17 protein-coding genes and 2 tRNA genes are annotated in these 22,694 nt (G+C 53.0%); 10 read left to right on the top strand and 9 right to left on the bottom strand.

Annotated elements, in window-relative coordinates:
• The first annotated feature begins 64 nt into the window (after positions 1-64).
• A complete protein-coding gene (locus K2H17_RS02070) occupies positions 65-1,153 on the top strand; it encodes a site-specific integrase (RefSeq protein ID WP_300130820.1) in 1,089 nt (362 codons plus the stop codon).
• Between the two features lie 111 nt (positions 1,154-1,264).
• Here the strand turns inward: K2H17_RS02070 and K2H17_RS02065 are convergent, their stop codons facing one another.
• Positions 1,265-2,899, bottom strand: coding sequence for a glycoside hydrolase 43 family protein (locus tag K2H17_RS02065; protein WP_300130818.1), 1,635 nt, complete (start codon positions 2,897-2,899; stop codon positions 1,265-1,267).
• Positions 2,900-3,197: 298 nt separating this feature from the next.
• Here K2H17_RS02065 and K2H17_RS02060 point away from each other — a divergent pair, with 298 nt between their 5' ends.
• From K2H17_RS02060 to miaA, 4 genes are all read left to right on the top strand, one after another.
• Positions 3,198-4,649 carry a hypothetical protein gene (locus K2H17_RS02060; RefSeq protein WP_300130815.1) on the top strand — a complete coding sequence of 484 codons (1,452 nt, stop codon included), beginning with the start codon at positions 3,198-3,200 and terminating at the stop codon, positions 4,647-4,649.
• Positions 4,650-4,720: 71 nt separating this feature from the next.
• Positions 4,721-6,904, top strand: a complete 2,184-nt coding sequence (locus K2H17_RS02055; RefSeq protein ID WP_300130813.1) for a DPP IV N-terminal domain-containing protein — start codon at positions 4,721-4,723, stop codon at positions 6,902-6,904.
• Positions 6,905-6,980: 76 nt separating this feature from the next.
• On the top strand, positions 6,981-8,324 hold the full coding sequence (locus K2H17_RS02050; protein WP_300130811.1) for a hypothetical protein: 1,344 nt from the start codon (positions 6,981-6,983) through the stop codon (positions 8,322-8,324).
• Positions 8,325-8,333: 9 nt separating this feature from the next.
• Positions 8,334-9,254, top strand: a complete 921-nt coding sequence (miaA, locus tag K2H17_RS02045; RefSeq protein ID WP_300130808.1) for a tRNA (adenosine(37)-N6)-dimethylallyltransferase MiaA — start codon at positions 8,334-8,336, stop codon at positions 9,252-9,254.
• A 74-nt stretch (positions 9,255-9,328) separates the two neighbouring features.
• Here miaA and K2H17_RS02040 read toward each other — a convergent pair whose 3' ends face one another.
• The 6 genes from K2H17_RS02040 to K2H17_RS02015 all read right to left on the bottom strand — a co-directional run bounded on the left by K2H17_RS02040 (position 9,329) and on the right by K2H17_RS02015 (position 16,796).
• Positions 9,329-10,336, bottom strand: a complete 1,008-nt coding sequence (locus K2H17_RS02040) for a YeiH family protein (RefSeq protein ID WP_300130823.1) — start codon at positions 10,334-10,336, stop codon at positions 9,329-9,331.
• A 323-nt stretch (positions 10,337-10,659) separates the two neighbouring features.
• Complete coding sequence (gene fmt / locus K2H17_RS02035) at positions 10,660-11,628, bottom strand: methionyl-tRNA formyltransferase (protein ID WP_300130805.1); 969 nt, start codon at positions 11,626-11,628, stop codon at positions 10,660-10,662.
• A gap of 55 nt (positions 11,629-11,683) precedes the next feature.
• Positions 11,684-15,010, bottom strand: a complete 3,327-nt coding sequence (gene porU, locus K2H17_RS02030; RefSeq protein WP_300130803.1) for a type IX secretion system sortase PorU — start codon at positions 15,008-15,010, stop codon at positions 11,684-11,686.
• Positions 14,994-16,355, bottom strand: coding sequence for a TrpB-like pyridoxal phosphate-dependent enzyme (locus tag K2H17_RS02025; RefSeq protein ID WP_300130801.1), 1,362 nt, complete (start codon positions 16,353-16,355; stop codon positions 14,994-14,996). Before K2H17_RS02025 ends, porU begins: the two co-directional genes overlap by 17 nt.
• A 152-nt stretch (positions 16,356-16,507) precedes the next feature.
• Positions 16,508-16,591, bottom strand: a tRNA-Leu gene (locus tag K2H17_RS02020).
• 133 nt (positions 16,592-16,724) lie between these two features.
• Positions 16,725-16,796: transfer RNA gene (locus K2H17_RS02015), tRNA-Arg, on the bottom strand.
• Between the two features lie 188 nt (positions 16,797-16,984).
• On the opposite strand from K2H17_RS02015, the gene ung reads away from it, so the two are divergent.
• From ung to K2H17_RS01990, 5 genes are read left to right on the top strand one after another with little or no spacing between them, the layout of a single operon-like run.
• Positions 16,985-17,656: a uracil-DNA glycosylase gene (gene ung / locus K2H17_RS02010; protein ID WP_300130798.1), complete on the top strand. Its 672-nt coding sequence runs from the start codon at positions 16,985-16,987 to the stop codon at positions 17,654-17,656.
• 39 nt (positions 17,657-17,695) lie between these two features.
• A complete protein-coding gene (locus K2H17_RS02005) occupies positions 17,696-18,094 on the top strand; it encodes a C-GCAxxG-C-C family protein (protein ID WP_300130796.1) in 399 nt (132 codons plus the stop codon).
• A complete protein-coding gene (locus K2H17_RS02000; RefSeq protein WP_300130794.1) occupies positions 18,084-19,358 on the top strand; it encodes a DUF5103 domain-containing protein in 1,275 nt (424 codons plus the stop codon). Before K2H17_RS02005 ends, K2H17_RS02000 begins: the two co-directional genes overlap by 11 nt.
• 44 nt (positions 19,359-19,402) lie before the next feature.
• Positions 19,403-19,990: a DUF3109 family protein gene (locus K2H17_RS01995; protein WP_300130791.1), complete on the top strand. Its 588-nt coding sequence runs from the start codon at positions 19,403-19,405 to the stop codon at positions 19,988-19,990.
• Positions 19,991-20,015: 25 nt separating this feature from the next.
• Positions 20,016-20,429: a hypothetical protein gene (locus K2H17_RS01990; RefSeq protein ID WP_300130789.1), complete on the top strand. Its 414-nt coding sequence runs from the start codon at positions 20,016-20,018 to the stop codon at positions 20,427-20,429.
• Between the two features lie 241 nt (positions 20,430-20,670).
• Here K2H17_RS01990 and K2H17_RS01985 read toward each other — a convergent pair whose 3' ends face one another.
• Both K2H17_RS01985 and K2H17_RS01980 read right to left on the bottom strand, forming a co-directional pair.
• Positions 20,671-21,384 carry a hypothetical protein gene (locus K2H17_RS01985; protein WP_300130786.1) on the bottom strand — a complete coding sequence of 238 codons (714 nt, stop codon included), beginning with the start codon at positions 21,382-21,384 and terminating at the stop codon, positions 20,671-20,673.
• A 7-nt stretch (positions 21,385-21,391) separates the two neighbouring features.
• Positions 21,392-22,204 carry a DUF4595 domain-containing protein gene (locus K2H17_RS01980; RefSeq protein WP_300130783.1) on the bottom strand — a complete coding sequence of 271 codons (813 nt, stop codon included), beginning with the start codon at positions 22,202-22,204 and terminating at the stop codon, positions 21,392-21,394.
• Between the last annotated feature and the right edge of the window lie 490 nt (positions 22,205-22,694).

The following is a 22,694-nucleotide window of genomic DNA, read 5'->3' as shown; positions in this document are numbered from 1 at the left end:
TGTAGTAGCGATAGGAGATTTCCTTTTGTGTCGTTGGCTCGGAGTTTTGTTTTAGTGGGGCCGGGTGCAGCGTAATATCACCGGAGCCATCAGGGCTGCCGATGCCGGTGTGCTGAAGTCGGCCAGACAGCAGATTGTCTGCGATCTGAAGAGCATTTACTGTGTGATCGAGCATCTTGCCGAGTGTAAAGACCGGGTGACTCTGGATGATGTGGCCGACGGTTGCCGTCCGTTGTTCAGCGGTGAGAATCCTTATCTGGACCGCGTCTGTGCTTCCGGTGAGCGTTTCCGCATAAGGCGCGACATCGCGTCGGTCGGACGGGATTACAGCAGCGATTTCGAGGCGGTTTCTTCTCCGGCGGTGTATGACGGTGGCTTGCTGACTTATATTGATTCCCTTATTGCCGGATTCAGACTTAATGGCAAGGGGGGCGCAAGTTCTTTCCGGAGTGTCAGGCTGAGTCTTGACGGTTTTCTCGGAGGAGCCGACATTCCGCTGGGTGAGGTCGGCAGTGAGCTGATCATGGATTACAGCCGCTATCTGCAAGAGCGTGTCGCGCCGTCGACTGTGTCGTTCTATATGAGGGGACTGCGATCGGTGATGAATCATGCCAGGATTGCGGGGCTGACGGAGCTGGATTTCGACTGGGGAGCGAATGTCAACATAAGCGTTGACCACAGTCAGAAGAATGTGCGTCAGAGGTCGTTGGACGCTGCGTCAATCCGGAAGATTGCCGATGTCGGTCTGCCGTCCGTCGGCCAGCTGCCATTTGTCAGAGACATGTTCATGTTCTGTTTCTATGCACATGGAGTCGAGCTGATTGATCTTGCAAATCTGCGGAAAGACGATTTCCGGGGCGGCGTTTTGTCCTATCAGCGCCGTCAGAAAGGGAAGCGAATTGGCGTAAGGCTTGGTGAAAAAGCGTGTGCGATCATCAAGCGCTATGCCGATTGTGAAGGGCCGATGCTTTTCCCGGTGCTGCAACGCGGCGGACGGCAATATTCCTTTTCCTATATCCGCGATGAGTTTGCGAAGGCGATCAAAGAGATCGGTCAGCGTTGCGGAATCGCCGCGAGTCTGACCTTCGGGATGAGCCGCTATTCATGGCTTGCGATATCCGAAGGTTCTAATGTAGCCGAAATGCTTGTCTGAGATGCCGTCATAGGCGGCTCAGCGGCAGATATACACCCCCCGCCCGGACGGTTTGCCTGAAAGAGGCAGATCGGCCGGGCGGGGTTTTATGTTGGCATAAAATTGGTGACGTCATAGTTTCCCTCCGGGACCGTCATGGAGATAGACGAAGTCGCTGAAGCAGGCGACGCCCGGTTCAGTGGCTTGCTGTCCGGCTGAAGAGGATGCTGAGTAGGCGAAAAGTCCGGGGCGGATACCTTTCCAGAAGCCGGCCTGGATGGAAAAGGTCTCGCCGAGGGGACGGAAGTCTGTGCCGTCAAGGGAATAGAAGAAGCGGAAGATGTCGGACTCGGTGTCGGCCATCAGGCGCAGACGGATCTGTCGCGGCATGGACACTCCGGCCACCTCATGGAGTGGCTGGCGGAAGACAACCGAGCTGTCACTTTCGGCGTAGAGCATCACAAGCGGATTGTCCGCGGTACCGCCAACCATGATGCCTGCACCGTGAAACTGCTTGCCGATACATTCGATTCCAGCCCGTTCGCCCGGTTTCATGGCGCTGAAATCGAGGGTTACCGTGGCTTCCGAGCGATAGCCTGTCAGCCGTTGCGTCAGCTGGTTTTTGGCATTGCGGAGAATATCAGCGGGCTGTGGCATGATTTTCAGGCATTTCCGGCGGGTGTCAATAGAGTAGAATGCAGTATCGGGGTTGTGGTTGAACTGCCATTGCAGTGCGGGTCCTGCTGTCGAGAAATCATCCGAGGTCTGCGGGGCAGACGGATTGCAGACAGCAGCGACAGAGGGCTTGGGGCAGATCTTCATCGGCTCACCCACGCCGTTGCCGTCATAGTCAGTGCCGATTTCAGGGAAACCGTCGCGCCATTCGACCGGCTGGAGGTGGACCACCCGTCCGCGGGTTCCGGCATTCTGAAAATGGTAGAACCACCATTGTTTGCCGTCGGGAGTGTCGACCAGCGCACCCTGATGAGGCCCGTTGATGTCGGTCGATCCTTTTTCGAGCACCCTGCGCGCCTCATAAGGACCATAGACCTCTTTTGAGCGCAGGATTGTCTGCCATCCGGTGCTGACCCCGCCTTCGGGAATACTGATATAATAATAACCGTCTTTTTTGAACATTTTCGGACCCTCGGCCACGGGACCTTTGTAGACGGTCGTCCCCTCGTCGAGCAGCGATCTGCCGTCGGGACTCATGCGGTGGATGATGATAGGACCGGCCCTGTGGCGGCTGCGGACAAGATAAGCATCGCCGTTGTCGTCCCAGAACGGGCATGGATCTTCCCACTTCTCGATCCCCTTGACCAGATGGAGCGGCTCCCAAGGTCCGGCGGGATCTGTCGCGGTGGTCATGAAAAGACCTTCATAGGGGGTGCAGACGAAGATGTAGAATTTGCCGTCGTGGTAGCGCAGGGCAGGCGCCCATGTGCCCTCGGCATATTTTGTCATGTCGGAATAGCCGGGGAGATCAATGCGGTCGAAGACACGTCCGATTACGCGCCAGTTGACCATGTCGGCCGATTCGAGCACTGGCATACCCATGAAGTGGAACTCGGAGCAGGTCATGTAGAAACGGTCGCCGACGCGGATGATGTCCGGATCGGAATAGTCGGAGTTAAGTACCGGGTTGGCAAAGGTTCCGTCGCCAAGATCGCCCCAGCGGGGAGATCCGGCAGAGTCCGTGGAGGTTCCGGCAAGCGCCGTCAACGGCAGTAGAAACGTGATAAGCAGTGATGACAGATATGTTTTCATGGGGCAACAGAAGTTGGTGTATTGAAATGCAGACAGCTCAGGCTGTATCTGTGAAGAGTACAATTTCCGGATGGCAGGAACACTCTTCGGGAATCATGCAAAATTAGTGATTTTTTTGAGGGCCGGGAGCATTTCCGTTGCAATTGTAGTGGCATTTTGGAAATTTTCAGTTAACTTTGCAATTGGAGTGGTGCCCGCTGACAGAATCCGGGCCGCCATCGACTGTTCTTTCAATATCAATACCACGGACTTAAGATCAATACCTTCAGACCGGTTAAACTACAATGCAAATATGTCAATGATGACACTTCTACGCCGGGCATTCGGCTTTTCGCCCGACAGTGAGGAGGAAGAAGAGGACTATGATCCCACCGTCCCCACGTATGCCGCCGGAGAGCATCACGCAAGCCAGCCATCGCGCGAAAGCACGGCGGCTCCTGCCGATGCCAAGTCAACGCCTGCGCCTGCGGAAGCCGCAGAAAAAGTATCTGTGACCGAGTCTCTTCCGGTTGATCTGTTTGACGCGGTCATTGCGATCTTCAATGACGCTCAGCCTGATTTTGTGAAAAAGTGTCTTGACACGGAAGCCCAGAGGAAATATCTGATAGATTCGATTGACAGCCGTCTGCGCGAGCAGGCCGAGCAGGCCGCACGTTCATCGGCAGACCGGTGGCAGGAAGAGAGATCGCGTCTTGAAGCCAGGATCTCGGAACTTGAGGGCGACGACAATGCGATGGCAGTTCTCCGCAAGGAAAACCACAGGCTCCAGCTGAGTGTCGACAGGCAGAAACGCGCATTGCTCGACCGCATCAACGATCTGGAGTCACAGCTGGCCAAACAGGCCGAGGAGAAGGAGCGTTTTTACAGCCGCCGCAAGCCCAACGCCCTTGAAGAAGAACTCAACCAGGCAAAAGCCCGCATCGAGGAGCTTGAAGCCGCCGCAAGCGCAAAGGCTGAAGAACTTCAGAAACTTCAGGAAGCTGAAACAGCCGAGGCTGAAACGGCTGAAGCCAAAACTCCTGAGACTGAAACATCCGCCGATACCGAGATCCGGGAGAAAGTGGCGGATCAGGAGCAGCAGATTGCCGAGCGCGACAAGCGCATCGAGGAGTGCGACCTCCGGATAGCCGAACTCACCTCGGAATGCGAGACTCTGCGCGGCGAGGTGGCACGTCAGACCACTCTGCGTGAACAGCTTGAAGTGAAGACCTCGATGAGCGACAATATGATCAACGACCTGCGCAACCAGGCTGCCGCCTCGCGACGCGAACTGGAGACCTTGCAGCAGGAACAGCTCCAGGCCGTAGAGCAGATACAGAAAGAACTTGACGCGTTTGAAGATCTTAAAGCCCGCAAAGACGCTAAAATAGCGGAATTGCAGGAGTCGAACGCATCTCTGCGGCGCACCATCGAGACCAATCTCTACAATCAGGCCAACAGCGAAATGCGTCTGCGCAAGGAAATCAAGACCTTGCAGGCCTCGCTCGAAGCCTCCAAAGCCGCCGCGTCCTCAGACACAGCCTCCGCTCCAGCCAACCAAGGGATCGAGATCGGTTTCGGCGAGACGCCAAAAGCACCTGAAAAGGCCGCTGCGCGCCGTAGAGGCCGTCCGCGGAAAGTGAAAATTGACAGCGCACTTGACAATACCGACTGGTTTTCCGGCGGCAAGCATGAAGACCCCGATTTCGGCTATCATGAACCGCCCCGCAAGCCGGCCAATGACAACGAAGCCCAGCTCTCGCTTTTCTGATGACGGAATGGCATTGCCGTTTTTGACAGCCTCTTAAATACCATTGCAATCAAACACAACCCAAACCAGTGATGAAAAAGATATTATCTTGTCTCATAGCCGCAACCGCCGTTTTTCAGGCCGGCGCAAGAATCTCGGATGACGCAGCCCTGGCACCGTATGTCTATCCGGCCAATTCTCCGGCCCGCGTATCGGCACCGGCTTATATGCCTGACGGGCAGAGCTATCTTGAACTATCCTCTGACCGCAAGCGCATCGTGAAGTTTGACACCCGTACAGGCAAAGAGGTCGAGACCGTCATGGATGTCACCCATACACGTGAGACCACCATCCCGGAGATTGAAAATTTCATCCTCAGCCCCGACGGATCGAAACTGATCGTAGGCCGCGAGCGCAAGATGATCTACCGCCGCTCCTCTATGTCGAAATTTTATGTCTATGACATCCGCACCCGTCAGCTTCATCCGCTGTCTGAAAAATTCGAGCGCCAGCAGGCCCCGCTGTTTTCGCCTGACGGCAGAATGGTGGCATTTGTCGGCAATGACAATAACATCCACCTCCACAAAATAGATTTCAACTCAGAAGTGGATGTGACGACCGACGGCAAGCCCGGCCAGATAATAAACGGAGTCCCCGACTGGGTCTATGAGGAGGAATTTTCCACATCCGTGTCGATGGCCTGGGCGCCAGACAACATGACATTGTGCTACATCAAGTACAACGAAACCGATGTCCCGGCCTTTACATTCCCGCTCTATGAGGGTTCATGCGACCCGATGAAGCAGTATGAACTGTATCCCGGCAGCTTCACCTATAAATATCCCGTGGCCGGCGAGCCGAATTCAAAAGTCAGTGTCCATTCCTATGACGTTGACAACCGCAAGACAAAAAATCTCGACATACCGGCAACGAACTTCGAATATATCCCGCGTATCGCCTATGGCGGCTCTCCTGACCGTCTGATCGTCGCCACTCTCAACCGCGCCCAGACACGCATGGAGCTTTTCAGCATGAATCCCCGCTCGAATGTAGCCAAATCAATCCTCGTTGAGGAAGAACAGGCCTGGATCGAGCCATGCACTTATGAAAACATGACGTTTAATGCAGATAACTTTGTGGTTCTGTCGGCACGTTCCGGCTACATACATGCCTATCAGTACACCTATGCCGGAGCGCTGACCCGCACCATAACAAATGGAGAATTCGAGGTCACAGCCTATTACGGAACCGATGCCAAGGGCAACCACTACGTGCAGTCAACAGCAACCGGTCCGATCAACCGGGTTGTTTCCCGTATTGATGCCAAAGGAGTCATGAAGCACATAAGCCCGGAAAAAGGCAGCGCATCGGCATGGTTCAACCCAGGAAAGACAGTCTACACTCTCAATTACAGCAATTCTGCCCAGGCACCGGCATATACGCTCTACACGATCGACGGCAAGCAGCAGCGAGTGCTTGAGGACAATGCCGAATATGCCGCCCGCTATGCCTCCGCTCCCCGGAAGGAATTTATCACAATCCGCACGGACGAGGGCGTTGAAATGAATGCCTACATGATCAAGCCGTCGGACTTCAGCCCCTCCAGGCGCTATCCGGTGATTCTCCACCAGTACAGCGGCCCCGGCTCACAGCAGGTGCTCGACACATGGAACATGGACTGGATGCAATATGCCGCCATGAAGGGCTATATCGTGATCTGTGCCGACGGACGCGGCACCGGCGGACGCGGTCGCCAGTGGGAAACCATCGTCTACAAGCGTCTGGGCCACTACGAGACAATCGACATGCAGGGTGTAGGCCGCTGGGCCGCCCGCCAGCCCTACGTCGACGGAAACCGCATAGGAATCTGCGGATGGAGCTATGGCGGATACGAGACACTGATGAGTGTGACCACCGGATCGTCGCCCTTTGCGGCAGCTGTCGCCGTGGCTCCAGTGACCGACTGGCGCTTCTATGACACCATCTATGCCGAACGCTACATGCTGACTCCCAAGGAAAATGAAGAGGGATATCAGGCATCCGCGCCGATCAATGCAGCCGGAAATCTCGACGTTCCCGTCCTGATCATGCACGGCACAGCCGATGACAATGTCCATTTCAAAAATACCGTTCAGTTCACCTCGGCATTGCAGGCCGCAGGAAAGTGGTGCGATCTGTTCATCTATCCCAATATGAACCATTCGATCAACGGCTGCGGTGCCCGACTCTCGGTCTACTCCCGTCTGATCGACTATTTTGACCGAAATATGCGCTGAGTCACTTAAACTTTAGCGTTCTCAGGATTGTTGATTTACACGTTGTATCCTAACAGAAAATTACTTTAGCAATAAAATGTCAGAACAGCAGCATATAAGCAATGAAAGCGCAATCTTCTCGCTGTGGCTCAACTGGGCTATCGCGGTCGGTATGCTTGCAATGCCTGAATTCATAGGCTTGTTTATTCCCAAAACATGGTTGCCTTTAGTAACATTAGGGCTCATGGTGCTTTTGCTGATCTATCGCATCAGCGGTAAGAAATATGAGGCAATGTCCTGTGATCTCGTGCAGTCAATCTGCCTGAGGGCTTTGGGCTACTCGGCTATAATAATGCTTGTGATCGCCATTGCGTATGCAAGAGGCTTTGTGTCTATTTTCTATACTGAAGATGTCATAAACCTCCACATACCCTACCTGACGATTCTTATTCTCGGACCTGTGGCCTCAGTGCTTTGCGGTGTCGCCATTCTGAAAGGAGACTCTTCGGAAGTGTGCCGCATGTGCATCATCCGCTACGGCAACTCTTCGGAACGCGGTTTCCTGGGCAAGATCTTCCGTCAGGAGAGCAATTTCCAGGTGAGGCTGCTGCTGATTCTGTCAGTGGCGCTGTCGGTGCTCTCGTGGAGCTACTATGCCTTGTTCTATGTCAATGTCAACATCAACGGGACTGATGCCTTTATCTATAACTGGGTACCGGTGATCTTCTATGCCTTGTCGATCGTCTATCTCGGTCTGCGCTATTTCTCGCTGTGGGGCTATTATTACAACCACATGGAGATGAATCCGCGTGGAAGCGAGCCGGGTTCGACGATGCGTTATATCATCATCTGCGGCGACAACGTGTTTCTGACCCGCAATGAAGGTTTCTATGACGTCCCTGACAATAACCGATTTGACACTCCGGCCTCACTGAGAGTCTCGTTTGCCGATGCAGTCTCAAAGGAGCGGGCCAGAGAGGTGTTCGGCAGCATCAGCGGCATCAGCGAGAGTGACTATGACATGCGTTTCATGTACAAGAGTTCAGATGTCTCAGGCAACAACAATATCTATCACTTCATCTGCTGCCTGGAGAACCATGATGTGATCAGGTCTTCACGCTATGAGGGCAAGTGGTACTCTCTGTCACAGTTGCAGCGTCTGCTCTACAATCGGGAGCTGGCGCCGATGCTTGCCACTGAAATCCATCGTCTGTACACCATTACGATGGCCTGGAAGACCTATGACTGTGAAGGCCGCCGCCTCTACAAGATAAAGAACTACCGCCCGAATTTCCGCCTTAACGGAATCTGCGAGTGGGATGTGGATTTCAACAATTCCCGTTGGCTTGAAGTGGCCCGTCTGAATGAAGACAAGCCCTTCTATCGTTTCCGCAAGCTGTTTCAGCGCAGGCAGAAGCAATCTGAGGGGTACAATGCCTGATCTCCGACGATGGATATGTACAAGCCTCTGATTGTGATCACTGGTCCGACGGCCTCAGGGAAAACCCGCCGGGCAGTGGACTTGGCCCGTGTGGTCGGTGCCGAGATTGTCAGTGCCGATTCCCGCCAGATCTACCGCGGTATGGACCTTGGAACCGGAAAGGATATCGAGGAGTACGGTGAAGTGCCGGTCCATCTGATTGACATCTGTCCTGCGGGCTACAAATATAATCTCTTTGAGTTCCTGCGTGATTTCGCAGCTGTCAGGGCTGACATCGAGAGCCGCGGAAAGCGGACAATCCTCTGCGGCGGGACAGGGCTCTATGTCGAGAGTGTGCTCAAGGGTTTGCAGCTTCCTGAAGTGCCTGAAAATCCTGAACTGAGGAAGTCGCTTGAAGGCAGATCGCTTGAAGAGCTGACCGGGATACTGGCATCTATGAAGGACCTCCACAATGTCACGGATGTCGACACTGCCAAGCGGGCAATACGCGCCATTGAGATACAGACTTATTACCACGACCATCCCGATGCGGCAGTCAAGGCCGAACCTCATCCGCTGACCGATGCGGTTGTGATCGGAGTCGGGATCGACCGTGAGGCGCGCCGCCGTCGCATTTCAGAGCGCCTGCAAGCCAGGCTGGAAGCCGGAATGATCGACGAGGTCAGAGGCCTCCTTGACAGCGGAGTGGCTCCTGAGGATCTGATCTACTATGGCCTGGAATATAAGTTTCTGACTCTCTATCTGACCGGACAGATGAGCCGCGAGGAGATGGTCAGCGGACTTGAAATCGCCATCCACCAGTTTGCCAAACGCCAGATGACATGGTTCCGCGGCATGGAGAAACGCGGATTTCCGATCAGCTGGATTCCATACGATCTTCCCGCCGATGAATTCAATGCAAGGGCATTGGAACTGATCGGCAAAGACTGATAAAGATAAGAGACGCGCCCCGAAGTTACTTGAAAAAGGACTTCGGGGCGCGTCTCTTATGTCAGTAAGGCTTTTTAGAGCCAGAGGGGAGCGAGATGCTTTGCAAGGATATATCCGCCGCCGATGAGCCACAGGTCGAGGCAGAAAGCGAGGATAAAGGGCTTGGCGCCGGCTTTCTTGAATTTGTCGATGCTGGTTTCGGCACCGAGAGCCGCCATTGCCATTGTCAGCAGGAAGGTGTCGAAGTAGTTGATGGCATCAACGAATACCGCAGGGAGAAGATCAAAGGAGTTGAAACCGATGACTGCAAGGAATCCTACGGCAAACCAGGGAATGTTGACTTTGCCTTTTTCGGTCGAGGCACCCTCTGAGGAATTGCGGCGGGCCACCCAGAATCCGAGGATAAGAAGCACGGGAACCAGAAGCATCACGCGGATCATTTTGACGATGATGGCCACGTTGGAAATCTCTGTACCCATTGCATTGCCTGCGCCGACTGCGTGAGCGACCTCGTGGAGTGTGGCGCCGGAGTAGATACCCATCTCCTGGGGTGTCAGATCAAGCCAGCCTGAACGGTAGGCCACGGGGTAGAAGAACATTGAGATAGTGCCGAAGATGACCACTGTGGCCACAGCAACAGCTGTCTTGTAAGGCTGTGTGCGGATGGTCGACTCGGCGCCGAGAACAGCAGCCGCGCCGCAGATACCGCTGCCGACCGAAGTCAGGAGTGCGGTTTCACGGTCCATCTTGAGCATACGTCCGATCCAGATACCGCCGAGGATTGTGACTGTGACGATTATCGCGTCAATTACAATTCCGGAGACGCCGACATTGACGATGTCCTGGAATGTCAGGCGGAAACCATAGAGGATGATGCCGAGGCGCAGAACTTTTTTCGAGCAGAACTGGATGCCGGGCACCCATGTCTCAGGCAGATTGTTGCGCAGTGAGTTGGCGTAGAGCATACCGAGTATGATGCCGATGATCATCGGACTGAATGAGATCTCTTTGAGGAGCTGCGCTTCTCCGATATAGAAGGCCGCGCATGCAAACAGGGCTATCAGCAAGATGCCGTGGAGCATACTGATGCGAGTTTCTGAAATTTTAGGCATGTGGAAGTAGTTGTTAAAAATTTTTTGATTCGTGACTCCTGCCGTATCGTATTTCAGGTAGGAGTTTGTTTGGATTCGATGGTGGTGGTGGGTGTTGTCCTACTGGCTGTGTATAAGCTAAAAATAATCTCTATCGGATCTCTTTCCCGGCAGGCTTGTGAGCTTTGTCAGGGAGTGTTTTCGTTTTTCGGCTGCGAAAGTACGAAAAAGAGTTGAGATTCTGCCTTATTTATCCTCTGCGATTAGAGAAAATTCACATAGCTTATATTCATGAAAGGAATCCACAGCTTTTTTCAGTTAAAATGCGGCGTGGAGAGGCGCGAGCCGCGGAGGAAGTCGGGGGTCGACATGCGGCGCTTGCCCGGAGCCTGGAGGCTGAGTATCTCGATTGCTTTGCCGTCGCCTGTCCCGACGCTCAGTGAAGTGCCGCAGACAAGAATCTCGCCCGGATTCAGAGCTGTCTCCGGTGAGTCGATGATCTTTGTCTCAAAGATTTTTACAGCGCCGAGTTCGCTGTCTCCGTCGAAAAGGTTGCTCCAGGCGGCGGGATAGGGCGAGAGTCCGCGCACGAGATTATGGATCGTCTCGGCTTTGGCTGTCCAGTCGATGCGGCATGTTTCCTTGAAGATCTTCGGGGCCTGTGTGGCTTCGGTGTCGCGGATCAGATCGTCCTGCGAAATGGGGTTGAGGGTTCCGGCAATGATGTCGTCGATTGTCTTGATGGTGAGATCAGCACCGAGAACCATGAGCTTGTCATGGACATCGCCTACGTTGTCGGTCGGGAGGATCCGGATGCGCTCCTGGGCGATGATATCGCCGGTGTCGATCTCGTGTTTCAGGAAGAAGGTGGTCACGCCGGTTTCGCTGTCGCCGTTGATGACCGCCCAGTTGATCGGGGCCGCGCCGCGGTATCGTGGCAGCAGAGAGGCGTGGAGATTGAATGTGCCTAAGCGTGGCATTGTCCAGACAATCTCAGGGAGCATGCGGAAAGCGATGACAATGAAAAGATCGGCTTCGAGCGAGCGGAGTTCGCTGACAAATTCCGGATCCTTGAGTTTGACGGGCTGCATCAGCCGGAGGCCGTGTTCCAGAGCGAATTCCTTGACCGGAGACTGGTAGAGCTTATGGCCGCGTCCTGCGGGCTTGTCGGGCATAGTGACGACACCGACCACATTGTAGCCGCCGTCCACAATTCGTCTCAGACTTTCAACCGCAAAATCAGGAGTGCCGAGAAAGACTATTTTGAGATCCTTTTTTGTCATTGCTGTCAGTTTCTTATGTTGTAAATGAAAAATATTTGTGATTGGGTTTTTACGGTCAGTATTTGGGCCTGATCAGGGTGACTTCTGTCTCCGGGCTGTAACCGTAGCGGATGCCGTCGGAGATGATCACCGATGCTCGGTAGAGACCGTCGGGAAGTGGTGTGCCTTTATCGTCACGGAAGTCAAAGCAGAAGGGGAAAGAGGCGTTTTCCTGTGAGAACACCGTCGAGCCGTTCAGGTCCCGTACCAGAAGACGGCATGTCAGATCTGCTGACGGCTGCTTGGCCAGACTGAATTCCACACTTTCGCGGACAATGGTGCTGTCGGCGCTCAGTGTTGTTGTGAGCGGGTTGCTGACAACGGTGAATGTCAGTGTTTTCCTGGCCGTGTTGCCGGCAACGTCGCGGGCGCTGATGATCAGGGTGTGGCGTCCGTCCTGGAGATTTTCGATCGGATAGATGATCTCGGCCTTGCCGTCCGGACCGAAACGGAGTGCGGATCCGAAATTTTCCAGTCGGCTGGAGGAGTCGATTACAGCAGTAGGCATGTCGCCGATGTTGGCTGTGCCGTTTGCAATCCCGCTTTCGTCATCGCTGATATTTGCATGGAGCGTGACTGATGGGCCGGTTTCGGCACCGTCAGGCATATCCGGCGAGTTGAGGTAACATTCGATCTGTGGAGCGGTGGTGTCGGTCGGGAGCGTTGCCAGTGGAGGCTGTACGGTCAGCGAGCTGTCCATGCCGAAGGCGATGTTGCCGGATGTCGAATAGGCGTGCATCGTGATGCGGTTTCTGCCGTTTTGTGAGCTTAGGGGCGGTGTGACCGAGGCCGACCAGATGCCTCCTTTTACTTCAACCGGAACTTCGAGAAGGAGGCTTTCGTCAAGTTCCATTATCGTGTCGGAGTCTCCGGCTGAATGGACGTAGCGTCTGGCTATGCGAGGAGCGTCGTAGAGTGACAGGAGCAGAGAGCCGTCAAATCCGCTGTCAGTAGAGCCGTCAGCAAGCGTGATGCGTCCTTTCAGCTGTATCGCCGAAAGGGATGGGGCTGCCTGGGCGGCATTTGGATCATCGCTGTCATGGTCAATGACGGCGATGCGGTCGGGGCGGCGCACCGGAAGGGCGGGATCGGCAATGAAATTGTAGCAGAAGTTGTTGATTCGCTGCACACTGCCATATTTCCCTGTCACATTGATGGCCGTGCGCCATACGTCGCCGATACGTTCTGGCCCGTTGGGTCTGAGCAACTGGCGGGTGAACTCTTCGTTGAGTGTATGGTTGTTGGTGAGGTAGACATCGCGTCCGGATCCGATGACAGCTATGGGGCCTTTGGGATGCAGGAAGAGTTCGGTGCCGATGCCGCGGTAGGTGGCGTTGATTGGCATGGTCTCGCAACTGGCAAAGAATGTTATCGGCATTGAGCTGAATGTAAGTCTCTTGATGCTGGAGGCGCTGAGCACGGAGCCGATCTCGAATGAGCCTGAATGGCCGGTGTAGTTCAGAAGGAAGGGACCGCGGGCAAGCTGGGAGGCCAGTGGGCTGAAGGTCGGTTGTTTCTCAACCTTTTTGTCAAACGGATAGAGGGCGTTGTAGATGCGGGCGCAAGTGGTGCCCGGTCTGAGTTTCAGAATGTCAGTACGGACTTTTTCCGAACCTTTCAGGTGGGCGTCCTTGTCTCCTTCGCAAGCAGCCAGGACAGCGAGGTCCGGTCTGCCTGCCATGCTCGGATCGTTGAGGTAGGCAATGCTTTTGTCAACGAATATCCGGGCTTCATCTTCTGTCAGGACCGGAGCCCGGCCGATTGAAATCGGTATTTCAGTATATGTCGCACTCAGGTTGTCGGTGATGCGCTCGGTCATGAAGCCGAAATAGAGGTCTGTCGCATAGTCGGTAGCGCTTGAGGCTGCCTGGTCGGCGCGTTCGACTTCATAGCCTGCGAGATATTCGATTCCGTCATCGGAGAGGTTGTGGCGTGGATCGTAGGTAGCCGCTCCCAGGAGAAGTAGGTAGCGCAGCGGTTTTTCGGGACGCTGATAAAGCATTCTGACAAATTTGCGCAGTGCGTTCGGATGGGAGGAGCCGGATGAGAATTCATTGAAAATGTCGTTCTGGCTGACCACGGTCACATCAAGACCCTGCTTTTCGCGATGGGCGGCGGCAAGGCGTTCGGCTTCCGGAAGCAGACTTTCGGTGGTCACAATCAGATAGTCTGTGGCCGGAAGTGAGTGGAGATCGCGGCAAGTGACACTGCCTGCGAATGTCGGTTGGGGTATGTCGTTGCCCGGAGTGAAGAGGCAGAGCTGTCTGAGGGCTGTCTGGTGTGAGGGCAGAGTGACAAATGATTCGCCGTTTGCGGACTGCTGATGGGGCAGACGGCTGACAGAGCGCTGCGAGCTGACATCCCAGACCTCGACCCGGTCTGTCAGTCCGCCGATGCAGACGTTGAGCGATGATGTTGCCGACGGCAGAAAGTGCATTGTCATCACCGGTCCGCGGAAGTTGTTGCGCCGCGAGTACATCCAATAGATCTCCGAAAAGGCCAGTCTGTCGAAGTGCATGTCGGCCGGAATTGTGAATTTCACTGTAAACGGAGTTTCCGAGGCCGATATGACAGGGATTTTTTTCAGCGTGGCAAGCGAGTAGAGCCGGTTGTCAATGGTGTTGTTCTTGTGGGTGGCCGGAGTGAATGAGGCCGGGGTCACCGCTCCTGAAAATTCAACATTGATGTTCTGAGCGGAACTTTCGCTGTGAAGATAGGCATAGCGGTAGGCCAGATAGCCGTTGTCGGCAAAATCCGGTGCAGAGAAGGTGTATGACAGCCCTTCGGGGCGTCCGGAGATGTCTTTGGAAAAGAAAAACACCCCGGCCGAGTGGTAGTTCAGCTCTTCGGGATAGCGGCAGTCAATGGCTATGTGGGTGTTTGTGGGTGAGGTCGGTGACTCGGCGAGTGTGTCGGTGATCGTCAGTCCCGGAAGCGTGGCTGTCAGGAAATAGTTCGAGCCGCGCGAATAGTAGTTGCGGTAGGCACTGAGAGCCGAGGTTGTCGATGGGCTAATTCGGCTGTCACCTTCGCCGTAGAAGTAGAGCGCATCGCCGGAATGCCAGACGGCGACCGCAGGCAGATCGTCAGGCGCTGTGTCGAGCGTATGGGCCTGCTCCACGCTGCCGTAGCCGAACACCCGGACTTTCTCCGGCTCTGAGAATCCCCAGCTTTGCAGCGTAGGGTAGTCGATGCGGTAGACAGAGGTGGAATCGACATGTACCTTCACCCACTGGCCTGAAGCCAGGATGGATGAAGGTGCATAGTCGGCGGCAAAAACTGTCGTTGCGCTGAGCAGCAGAGCTGCGGTGATAAAAGATTTTGTTTTACTTTTGTTTGGCAAGGTTGGCTTCGATTTCTTCTTCGGTTACGGTATAGTTGATAAGGTCGCCGGAGAGATATTTGTCGTAGGAGGCCATGTCGACAAGGCCGTGACCAGAAAGGTTGAAGAGGATCACTTTCTCTTCGCCTGGCTTCAGTTTCTTGACTTCACGGATGGTAGCGGCTATCGCGTGGCAGGATTCGGGTGCGGGGATGATTCCCTCGGCACGGGCGAAGAGACATCCGGCTTCAAAGGATTCGATCTGCTCGATGTCCACGGCTTCCATCAGGCCGTCTTTGAGCAGCTGGCTGACAATCACGCCTGCACCGTGGTAGCGGAGGCCTCCGGCATGGATGTTGGCAGGCTGGAATTTGTGGCCCAGGGAGAACATCGGCAGCAGCGGTGTGTAGCCGGCCTCGTCGCCGAAGTCGTAGCAGAACTTGCCTTTTGTCAGTTTGGGGCACGATGCCGGTTCGGCAGCCACGAAGCGGGTGTTGGCTTTGCCCGGCTCGGCTGCGATCTTGTGGCGCATGAAGGGGAAGGAGATGCCTCCGAAGTTCGATCCGCCTCCGAAGCAGGCGATCACCACATCGGGATATTCTCCGGCCATCTCCATCTGCTTTTCGGCTTCAAGACCGATGATGGTCTGATGGAGGGTGACATGGCTCAGTACTGAACCGAGGGCATATTTACAGTCCGGGGTTGTCCGGGCGAGTTCCACAGCTTCGGAAATCGCAGTACCGAGAGAACCCTGAGAATTGGGGTTGGCGGTCAGGATGTCTTTTCCGGCGCGGGTCGACATAGAAGGGGAGGGGGTCACCTGTGCGCCGAATGTCTGCATGATGCTGCGGCGGTATGGCTTCTGCTCGTATGAGATTTTCACCTGATAGACGGCGGCTTCGAGTCCGAAAAGCGAGGCTGCATAGGACAGCGACGCACCCCACTGGCCTGCGCCGGTCTCTGTGGTGACATTCTTGACCCCTTCTTTCTTGCAATAGTAGGCCTGCGGAATGGCGGAGTTGAGCTTGTGGGAGCCCATCGGAGACACGCTCTCATTCTTGAAATAAATGTGGGCCGAAGTTCCGAGCGCTTTTTCAAGACCGTAGGCGCGCACCAGCGGAGTCGAGCGGTAATATTTGTACATCTCCCTGACCTCTTCGGGGATCGGAATCCACCGGTCGGTCATGTTCAGCTCCTGGTCGCAGCATTCACGGGCAAAGATCGGATAGAGATCTTCGGCCTTCATAGGCTCGCGGGTCTGAGGATTGAGCGGCGGCATCGGTTTGACCGGCATGTCGGCCTGTATGTTATACCAGTTGCGTGGTATCTCGTCTTCTTCAAGGAAGTAGCGTTTTTTCTGTGACATCTGTGACATTTGATTGGTAAGCGGTTTGTAAAGGCATTTTATTTTGGCGTGTAAAAGTACTCAATCTTTGGCAAATAAACAATATTCTCAGACTGCCGGATATGAAAAATCCGTAAATCCAGGATTGTAGGATTTACGGATTTTCTCAGCGGTGCTCGAAGCGGGACTTGAACCCGCACGGTCGCAATGACCAAAGGATTTTAAGTCCTTCGTGTCTACCATTCCACCATTCGAGCGAACCTTTATGGTGCGAATTGGTTTCGCGCTGCAAAGGTATGTCTTTTTTTTGTGAAATGCAAAAGGGAGTGTAAAAATAAAAAATCTGTCGGCCGCACAATCCCTGATCGTGCAGCCGACAGCTGTCAGTAGTATTCCCGTAGGGAGTCGAACCCTAATCGTCGGAACCGGAATCCGATATTCTATCCATTGAACTACGGGAACCTTTGGTTTACGAAGTGCAAAATTAGTGATTTTTTCGTATTTTTGCAAAGTTATATGACCGGATATGGATTAATCTTCATATAAAATGTTAAATCGGGCTGTCCTGTCGGGTCTGAGATCAGGATTTCCGGACCGGTCTTCCGGAATTGACGATAGTTTTGACAGCTTCCAAATACCGATCACACAAGATGGACGTAAAAATCGAGTCTTCCTGGAAAACGGCGCTTGCCGACGAGTGGGATAAGGATTATTTCAGCGCTCTGACTCAGTTTGTGCGCGCTCGTTATGCCGAACGGATGGTCTATCCGCCGGCAGGTCGTATTTTTGCCGCTTTTGATGCCTGTCCTTTCGAGAAGGTCAAGGTGGTGATTCTCGGTCAGGATCCCTATCCGGGTGCCGGTCAGGCCAACGGTCTGAGTTTTTCGGTCAATCCGGGTGTCGATCTGCCGCGCTCGCTGCGCAACATCTACACTGAGCTGTCTGCCGATCTCGGATGTCAGCCGCCTCAGTCGGGCGACCTGAGTTTCTGGGCCCGTCAGGGAGTGCTGCTGCTGAACTCTACGCTGACGGTCGATGCCGGCGCGCCTGCCTCGCACCAGAACCGCGGGTGGGAGACTTTCACCGATGCGGCCATCCGACGTCTCGCCGAAAGCCGCGAGCATCTGGTCTTCATCCTCTGGGGTGCCTATGCCCAGCGAAAAGGGGAGTTCATCGACCGTTCGCGCCATTGTGTCATCTCTTCGCCCCATCCATCGCCTCTGAGCGCATCGAGAGGCTTTTTCGGCAGCCGTCCTTTTTCGCGGGCCAATGCTTATCTTGCCGAACACGGCATAGAGCCTGTCAGATGGAGCGACCAATAAATGTGTAAAATAGCATAAACGACAGCATATTATTTGATTATGAACTACGATATCGAGCAACGTAAAGAGATGGCCCGTCAGTTGCGCAAACAGGGCCGCAACTGCTGCCAGTGTGTGGCGATGGTTTTTGATGACCTCACCGGAATTGACGGCGAGACCGTCAGACGCATTGCCGAAGGCTTCGGCAGCGGTTTCGGTGGCCGTCAGGAGGTGTGCGGCACGGTGTCAGGCGCTACTATGGTCTGCGGGATGACTTATGCCGATATGGACCGCAAGGGGATCTACGGGAAAGTCAAGGATTTCATGGGCGCTTTCGAGCGGCTTGAGGGATCCTGTGTCTGCCGCGATCTCAAACAGCCGGGGCGCAAGCCTTGTCTGGAGCTGATTACTGATGCCGTGGAGATGCTCCACAAGCAATTGGAGGCTGATGGCAGGTAGATTGCTGTCATTCATCGTCTGTCTGGTTTCATGCTCCTTCGCTGTCTTCTCGCAAAACCGTCAGGCCGATACGTCGCAAGGGATCTTCCATCCGGCTTTCCGCACGCTCAGGGTGACGCTTGCGGGCGATGAGTTCGCCCCTCCGGTGCTTGCCCTGCGTGATGAGAACAGCCGGGTCTGCATTTCTTTTGACGAGATCTCGGAAGAGAGGCGCTTCATGCGCTATGAGCTTGTTCACTGCGATGCCCGCTGGCGTCCTGAGGGACTTGTCGCTTCGGAGTTTCTCGACGGCTTCAACGAGGGCGTTGTCGAAGACTATGACTTTTCGCGGGCTACGCTGGTTCATTATGTCCACTATACGATATGTGTCCCCAATCAGGACATTCGCATCACCCAGCCCGGCAATTATCTGCTTCGGATCTACGATGAGTCTGACCCGGAGACGACTTTGCTCCAGGCCCGATTCGGGGTCTCGGACTTCACTGCCGGAGTGGGAGCCGCTGTGACTTCCAAGACAGACATAGACACGAACCGGTCTCACCAGCAGCTTGAGGTCGAGGTTGATCTCAGCCATGTCGGGGGCGTTTCGGATCCCTACAACGATCTGACTGTCGTCGTCAGCCAGAACGGACGCGTCGACAATGAGGTCGTGCTGACCACGCCGCAGAGAGTGGCGGGCAACCGTGTCATCTATTCTCATCTCCGGCCTCTGATTTTCCCTGCCGGAAATGAATACCGGCGTTTCGAGACGGTCTCCACAACCTATCCTGGTATGGGTGTGGCGGGGATAAGCTATGATGCTCCCGTTTATAACATGCAGCTTTATGCCGATGAGCCGCGGGCCGCGGGCAAATATCTCTATGACAGCACCCAGAACGGTCGCTTTTTCATAAGGGAATGGTCGTCAGACGCTTCTGACACCGAAGCGGACTATGTCATGACCCACTTCTCGCTTCTGATGCCGGAACTGAGCGGGGGCGACGTGTTTCTTGACGGCGATCTGACCAACCGGCGCTTCGACCCGGCCTCGCGGATGGTCTACAACAGAGCCTCCGGGGCCTACGAGCAGTCGATGCTCCTGAAACAGGGGTCCTACAACTATCAGTATCTCTTCCTGCCATCCGGTGCGACGAAGGGGGAGAATACCATTGAAGGGGACTACTATGAGACTGTGAATGAATATACCGTCCGTGTCTATCACCGTCCGCGCGGCTCGCGATTCGACCGGCTGATAGGTGTGGAGGTTGTGAAATCCGGTGTCTGAGAGCCGGAAATATATTGATTATGGAAGAAACAACAGAAGAAATTATGTTACAGATAAAGGATACTCTGGTGTCGCTCGATCTGGCGGAAGTGTTTTTCTGCTGCGACATCGAGAAGTGTAAGGGCGAATGCTGCATCGAAGGCGATGCGGGCGCGCCGCTGACCGAGGAGGAGCGTGACGAGATTGACCGTCTGCTTCCCCGCTTCGAGGACAAACTGCTGCCATCGGCCAAAGAACGGATCGCCGAGGAGGGCACAAGCTATCTCGATCCTGACGGCGACCTGGTCACCCAGATTGTCGATGGCCGCAACTGTATCTACACCTGCTATGCTCCCGGCGGAGTCTGCCAGTGTGCGATCGAGTGTGCTTTCAACGAGGGTAAGACTGGAGAGTTCCGCAAGCCGTCGTCATGCGCGCTCTATCCGGTGCGTCTCACCAAGTACCCGACCTTCACCGCCGTGAACTATCACCGCTGGAAGATCTGCCGCTCCGCCGAACAGCTTGGCCGTAAGTTGGGCGTGAGGCTCTATCAGTTCCTCGAAGGCCCGCTGACCGCCCATTTCGGCAAAGAGTGGTACGACGAACTGAAAATGGCCTGTGAAGCCTACCTCGAAGAGTATGGCGACAAGTAGTTCACCATCTGAATCTGTATTACGTATGAAACACAATTATTTTTATTGTTCCTTGATCGTCGGAGCTTTATTCCTCGCATCATGCAACAGCAGCAGGAATGACCGTTCTGAAGTTGATGACAATGCCGTGAGCGGCGACAGTGTGGAAGCCGCATTGGACAACTGGATCGAGAAGCGCGTCAGCGAGGATCCGGAGCTTGCCGAATTGCGTGAAGCTGCGGTTAAATTGTCTGAATACGTCAGACTTGACGGTGACCGCTATGTCCTTGAGATCTCCGAGGAAGAGGCTGCCCGAATTGGTGTCAGTCCTGAAAGCTACCGTTATCAGCTGAACGAACTGAAAAAGACCAACGACATGATCGCCGCGGCGAAATCGCGTGGCGATACGATTGAATTGGTTGATATCGAAACATTCGTAAAAGAACGGAATCTGAAATAAGCAATTAAAAAATAGAATATAAAAACAAAAAATGGCGACAAGGTCTTTTCGATTCTTGTCGCCATTCCTCCTATTATTATGTTGTAATAAAGGGGTCAGAGTATTAGAGGTTGTTTAATAACAATAGTTAAAATCTGAGTGAAAGTTTTGAGGTGGATATGGCTCCTTTCTCATTTACAACAATTTATCTAAAAGATACACCACTCAGATTTTAACTATTGTTTTTAAACAACCTCTTAGTTTATTTCACCGTTTTTATAACGGAACCATTAGAATATTGAATGATGACAGGCATACCTTTGGTGTCCATATTGACTGGTCTCCCATTCATGTCATAGGTCCTTATTGGATAAGGCTGGCATCTATCTTGCGTAATCGCCATTGTTGTACTTGACGGAGTTTCCCCCAATGAATAGATCTGTGTTTTCCAATTACCGATATGAGTAGACGGGTCCTGGTCAGAGACCATAGCTATTAAAGAAACTTTCCCGTTAATCACATATAACATAGGGTTCAAAGGTGCCGATGCAATATCGAATAACGGAGTTCCCTGTGGATAGCTATATGCCTTGGATATTACATAATCCGCACATCCCACTTGGTAGGTCTCCTTTGTGAAACTTACAATAAAGAATTTGGTGCCATTGGGCAAAATCATATTGCCGGATAGGCTCACTGTGCTTATTTTGTAGCCATTGGGGATGTCAATTGTACAATCAATTCGATCCCTTATGCTATAATCTTCATTGTAAATAGCAGCATCAATGTGACCCCCGTTTATATTTAGTAAAGACGGATAGAAATAACGGTCGTCATTTGATTCGGGATTATAAGATGGCATATTATATGGACAATAATATCCATCAAAAGTATGTTCAGGTACAAGTTTCGGGACTTGGGCAGATGTATGGATTGCAAAACCACAAACCAGAAGGAAGATATGCCACTTTTTCATATTTCATTTACCATTTGAATTTCATTGTCTGCGGCTCATCTTCCCAGTCATCACCGGATTCAACTGCTACCAGCTTTATAGGCATTCCATCTGGATTCAGAGTCCAGGTATATGTTCCTTTGTCTCCGTCTGTTTTGTCAGAGCGTTCGATAGGTAAATTTTTGGTCGCTTTACCGAGCAGTCCTGCAAAATAGGCATATTTCAGTTCATCCATATCAATACCGAATGTCTCATCAAAGAGCATTATACAGCCTTTGTTCTCAATTAATTGAGTTCCGTAACTGATCACCCAATCATCATCTCCGTCGTGATCGGTATGGATTTCCTTTACTTTGGTTATATTGCCGTTTTCATAGGTGATCTCGTGGACTTCGTTATCACCTTCGGAACGTGTCATCTTTGTAAGTCGGCCATCTGAATTGTATTCAAACCACCACTCTTCAACATCGCCGTCTGATTCTATCTGCTTGCAATATTTTGCAAAGCCCAGATCATTCAGACGCAGATTGAACACATTTTTATCACCATCTTCTTCAATTGTCATTACAACATCATAGGACTCAGCGCGGCTCATACCTGGGTAAACTAATGCAATCTTCGTTCCATCCTCGGCATTCATCATTGATGTTACCAGTCCATTGGCGTCTGTTGTAATGGACATCGCTCCGATTTGTTTAGGAACTCCAGCTGTAAACACTTTGGAAGGATTTACTGCAACAGCTTCTCCATTTTCACCACCGTTAGGTTCGTCTTTACCATCATCGCTACATGAAACGAAACCTACATAACTCGCAATAGCCATCATTGCTATTGCATTCATTTTTAAGAATCTCATGCTTTTGCATTTTGGCGTCCTCCAGTCTCAAAAGAACAGATTTATAAATATAAAGAGGCGCAAGACTGTTATCAAATTCTGTCAATGGGTTCTGGACTACCTCTGCACTGAAAATGAAAACAACTCACGCCTATGGCTGTATATGGACACACCAGTGCATATATGCAGACCATAGGGAGCGGTAAAATCATTATTCCTCAGTGCAGTCGAATTGTCCAGATTCATTGACAAGGAATAAGCTAAACGCTTCCTAAATATGTACGTCCCTTAGGACAAAGCAAATATAGGAATAATACGTTGATTTACCATAATTCGTGAGTTGTTTTTTATCAATTATACACAGGCTAAATAAGAATATTCCATTTGTTAGTATCTATTAACAAATAAGTTTATGGAGCGTAACTATTCAGCGATTCAAACAGCTTGATTGCAAGCAAGTTGTAGGATGCTCCACGGAGCATCCGCCGGTTTTATG

Source organism: Duncaniella sp. (assembly GCF_029054785.1).
GTDB lineage: Bacteria > Bacteroidota > Bacteroidia > Bacteroidales > Muribaculaceae > Duncaniella.
The sequence above is the reverse complement of the archived record's forward strand: the minus strand, read 5'-3'. Positions and strand labels throughout refer to the sequence as shown.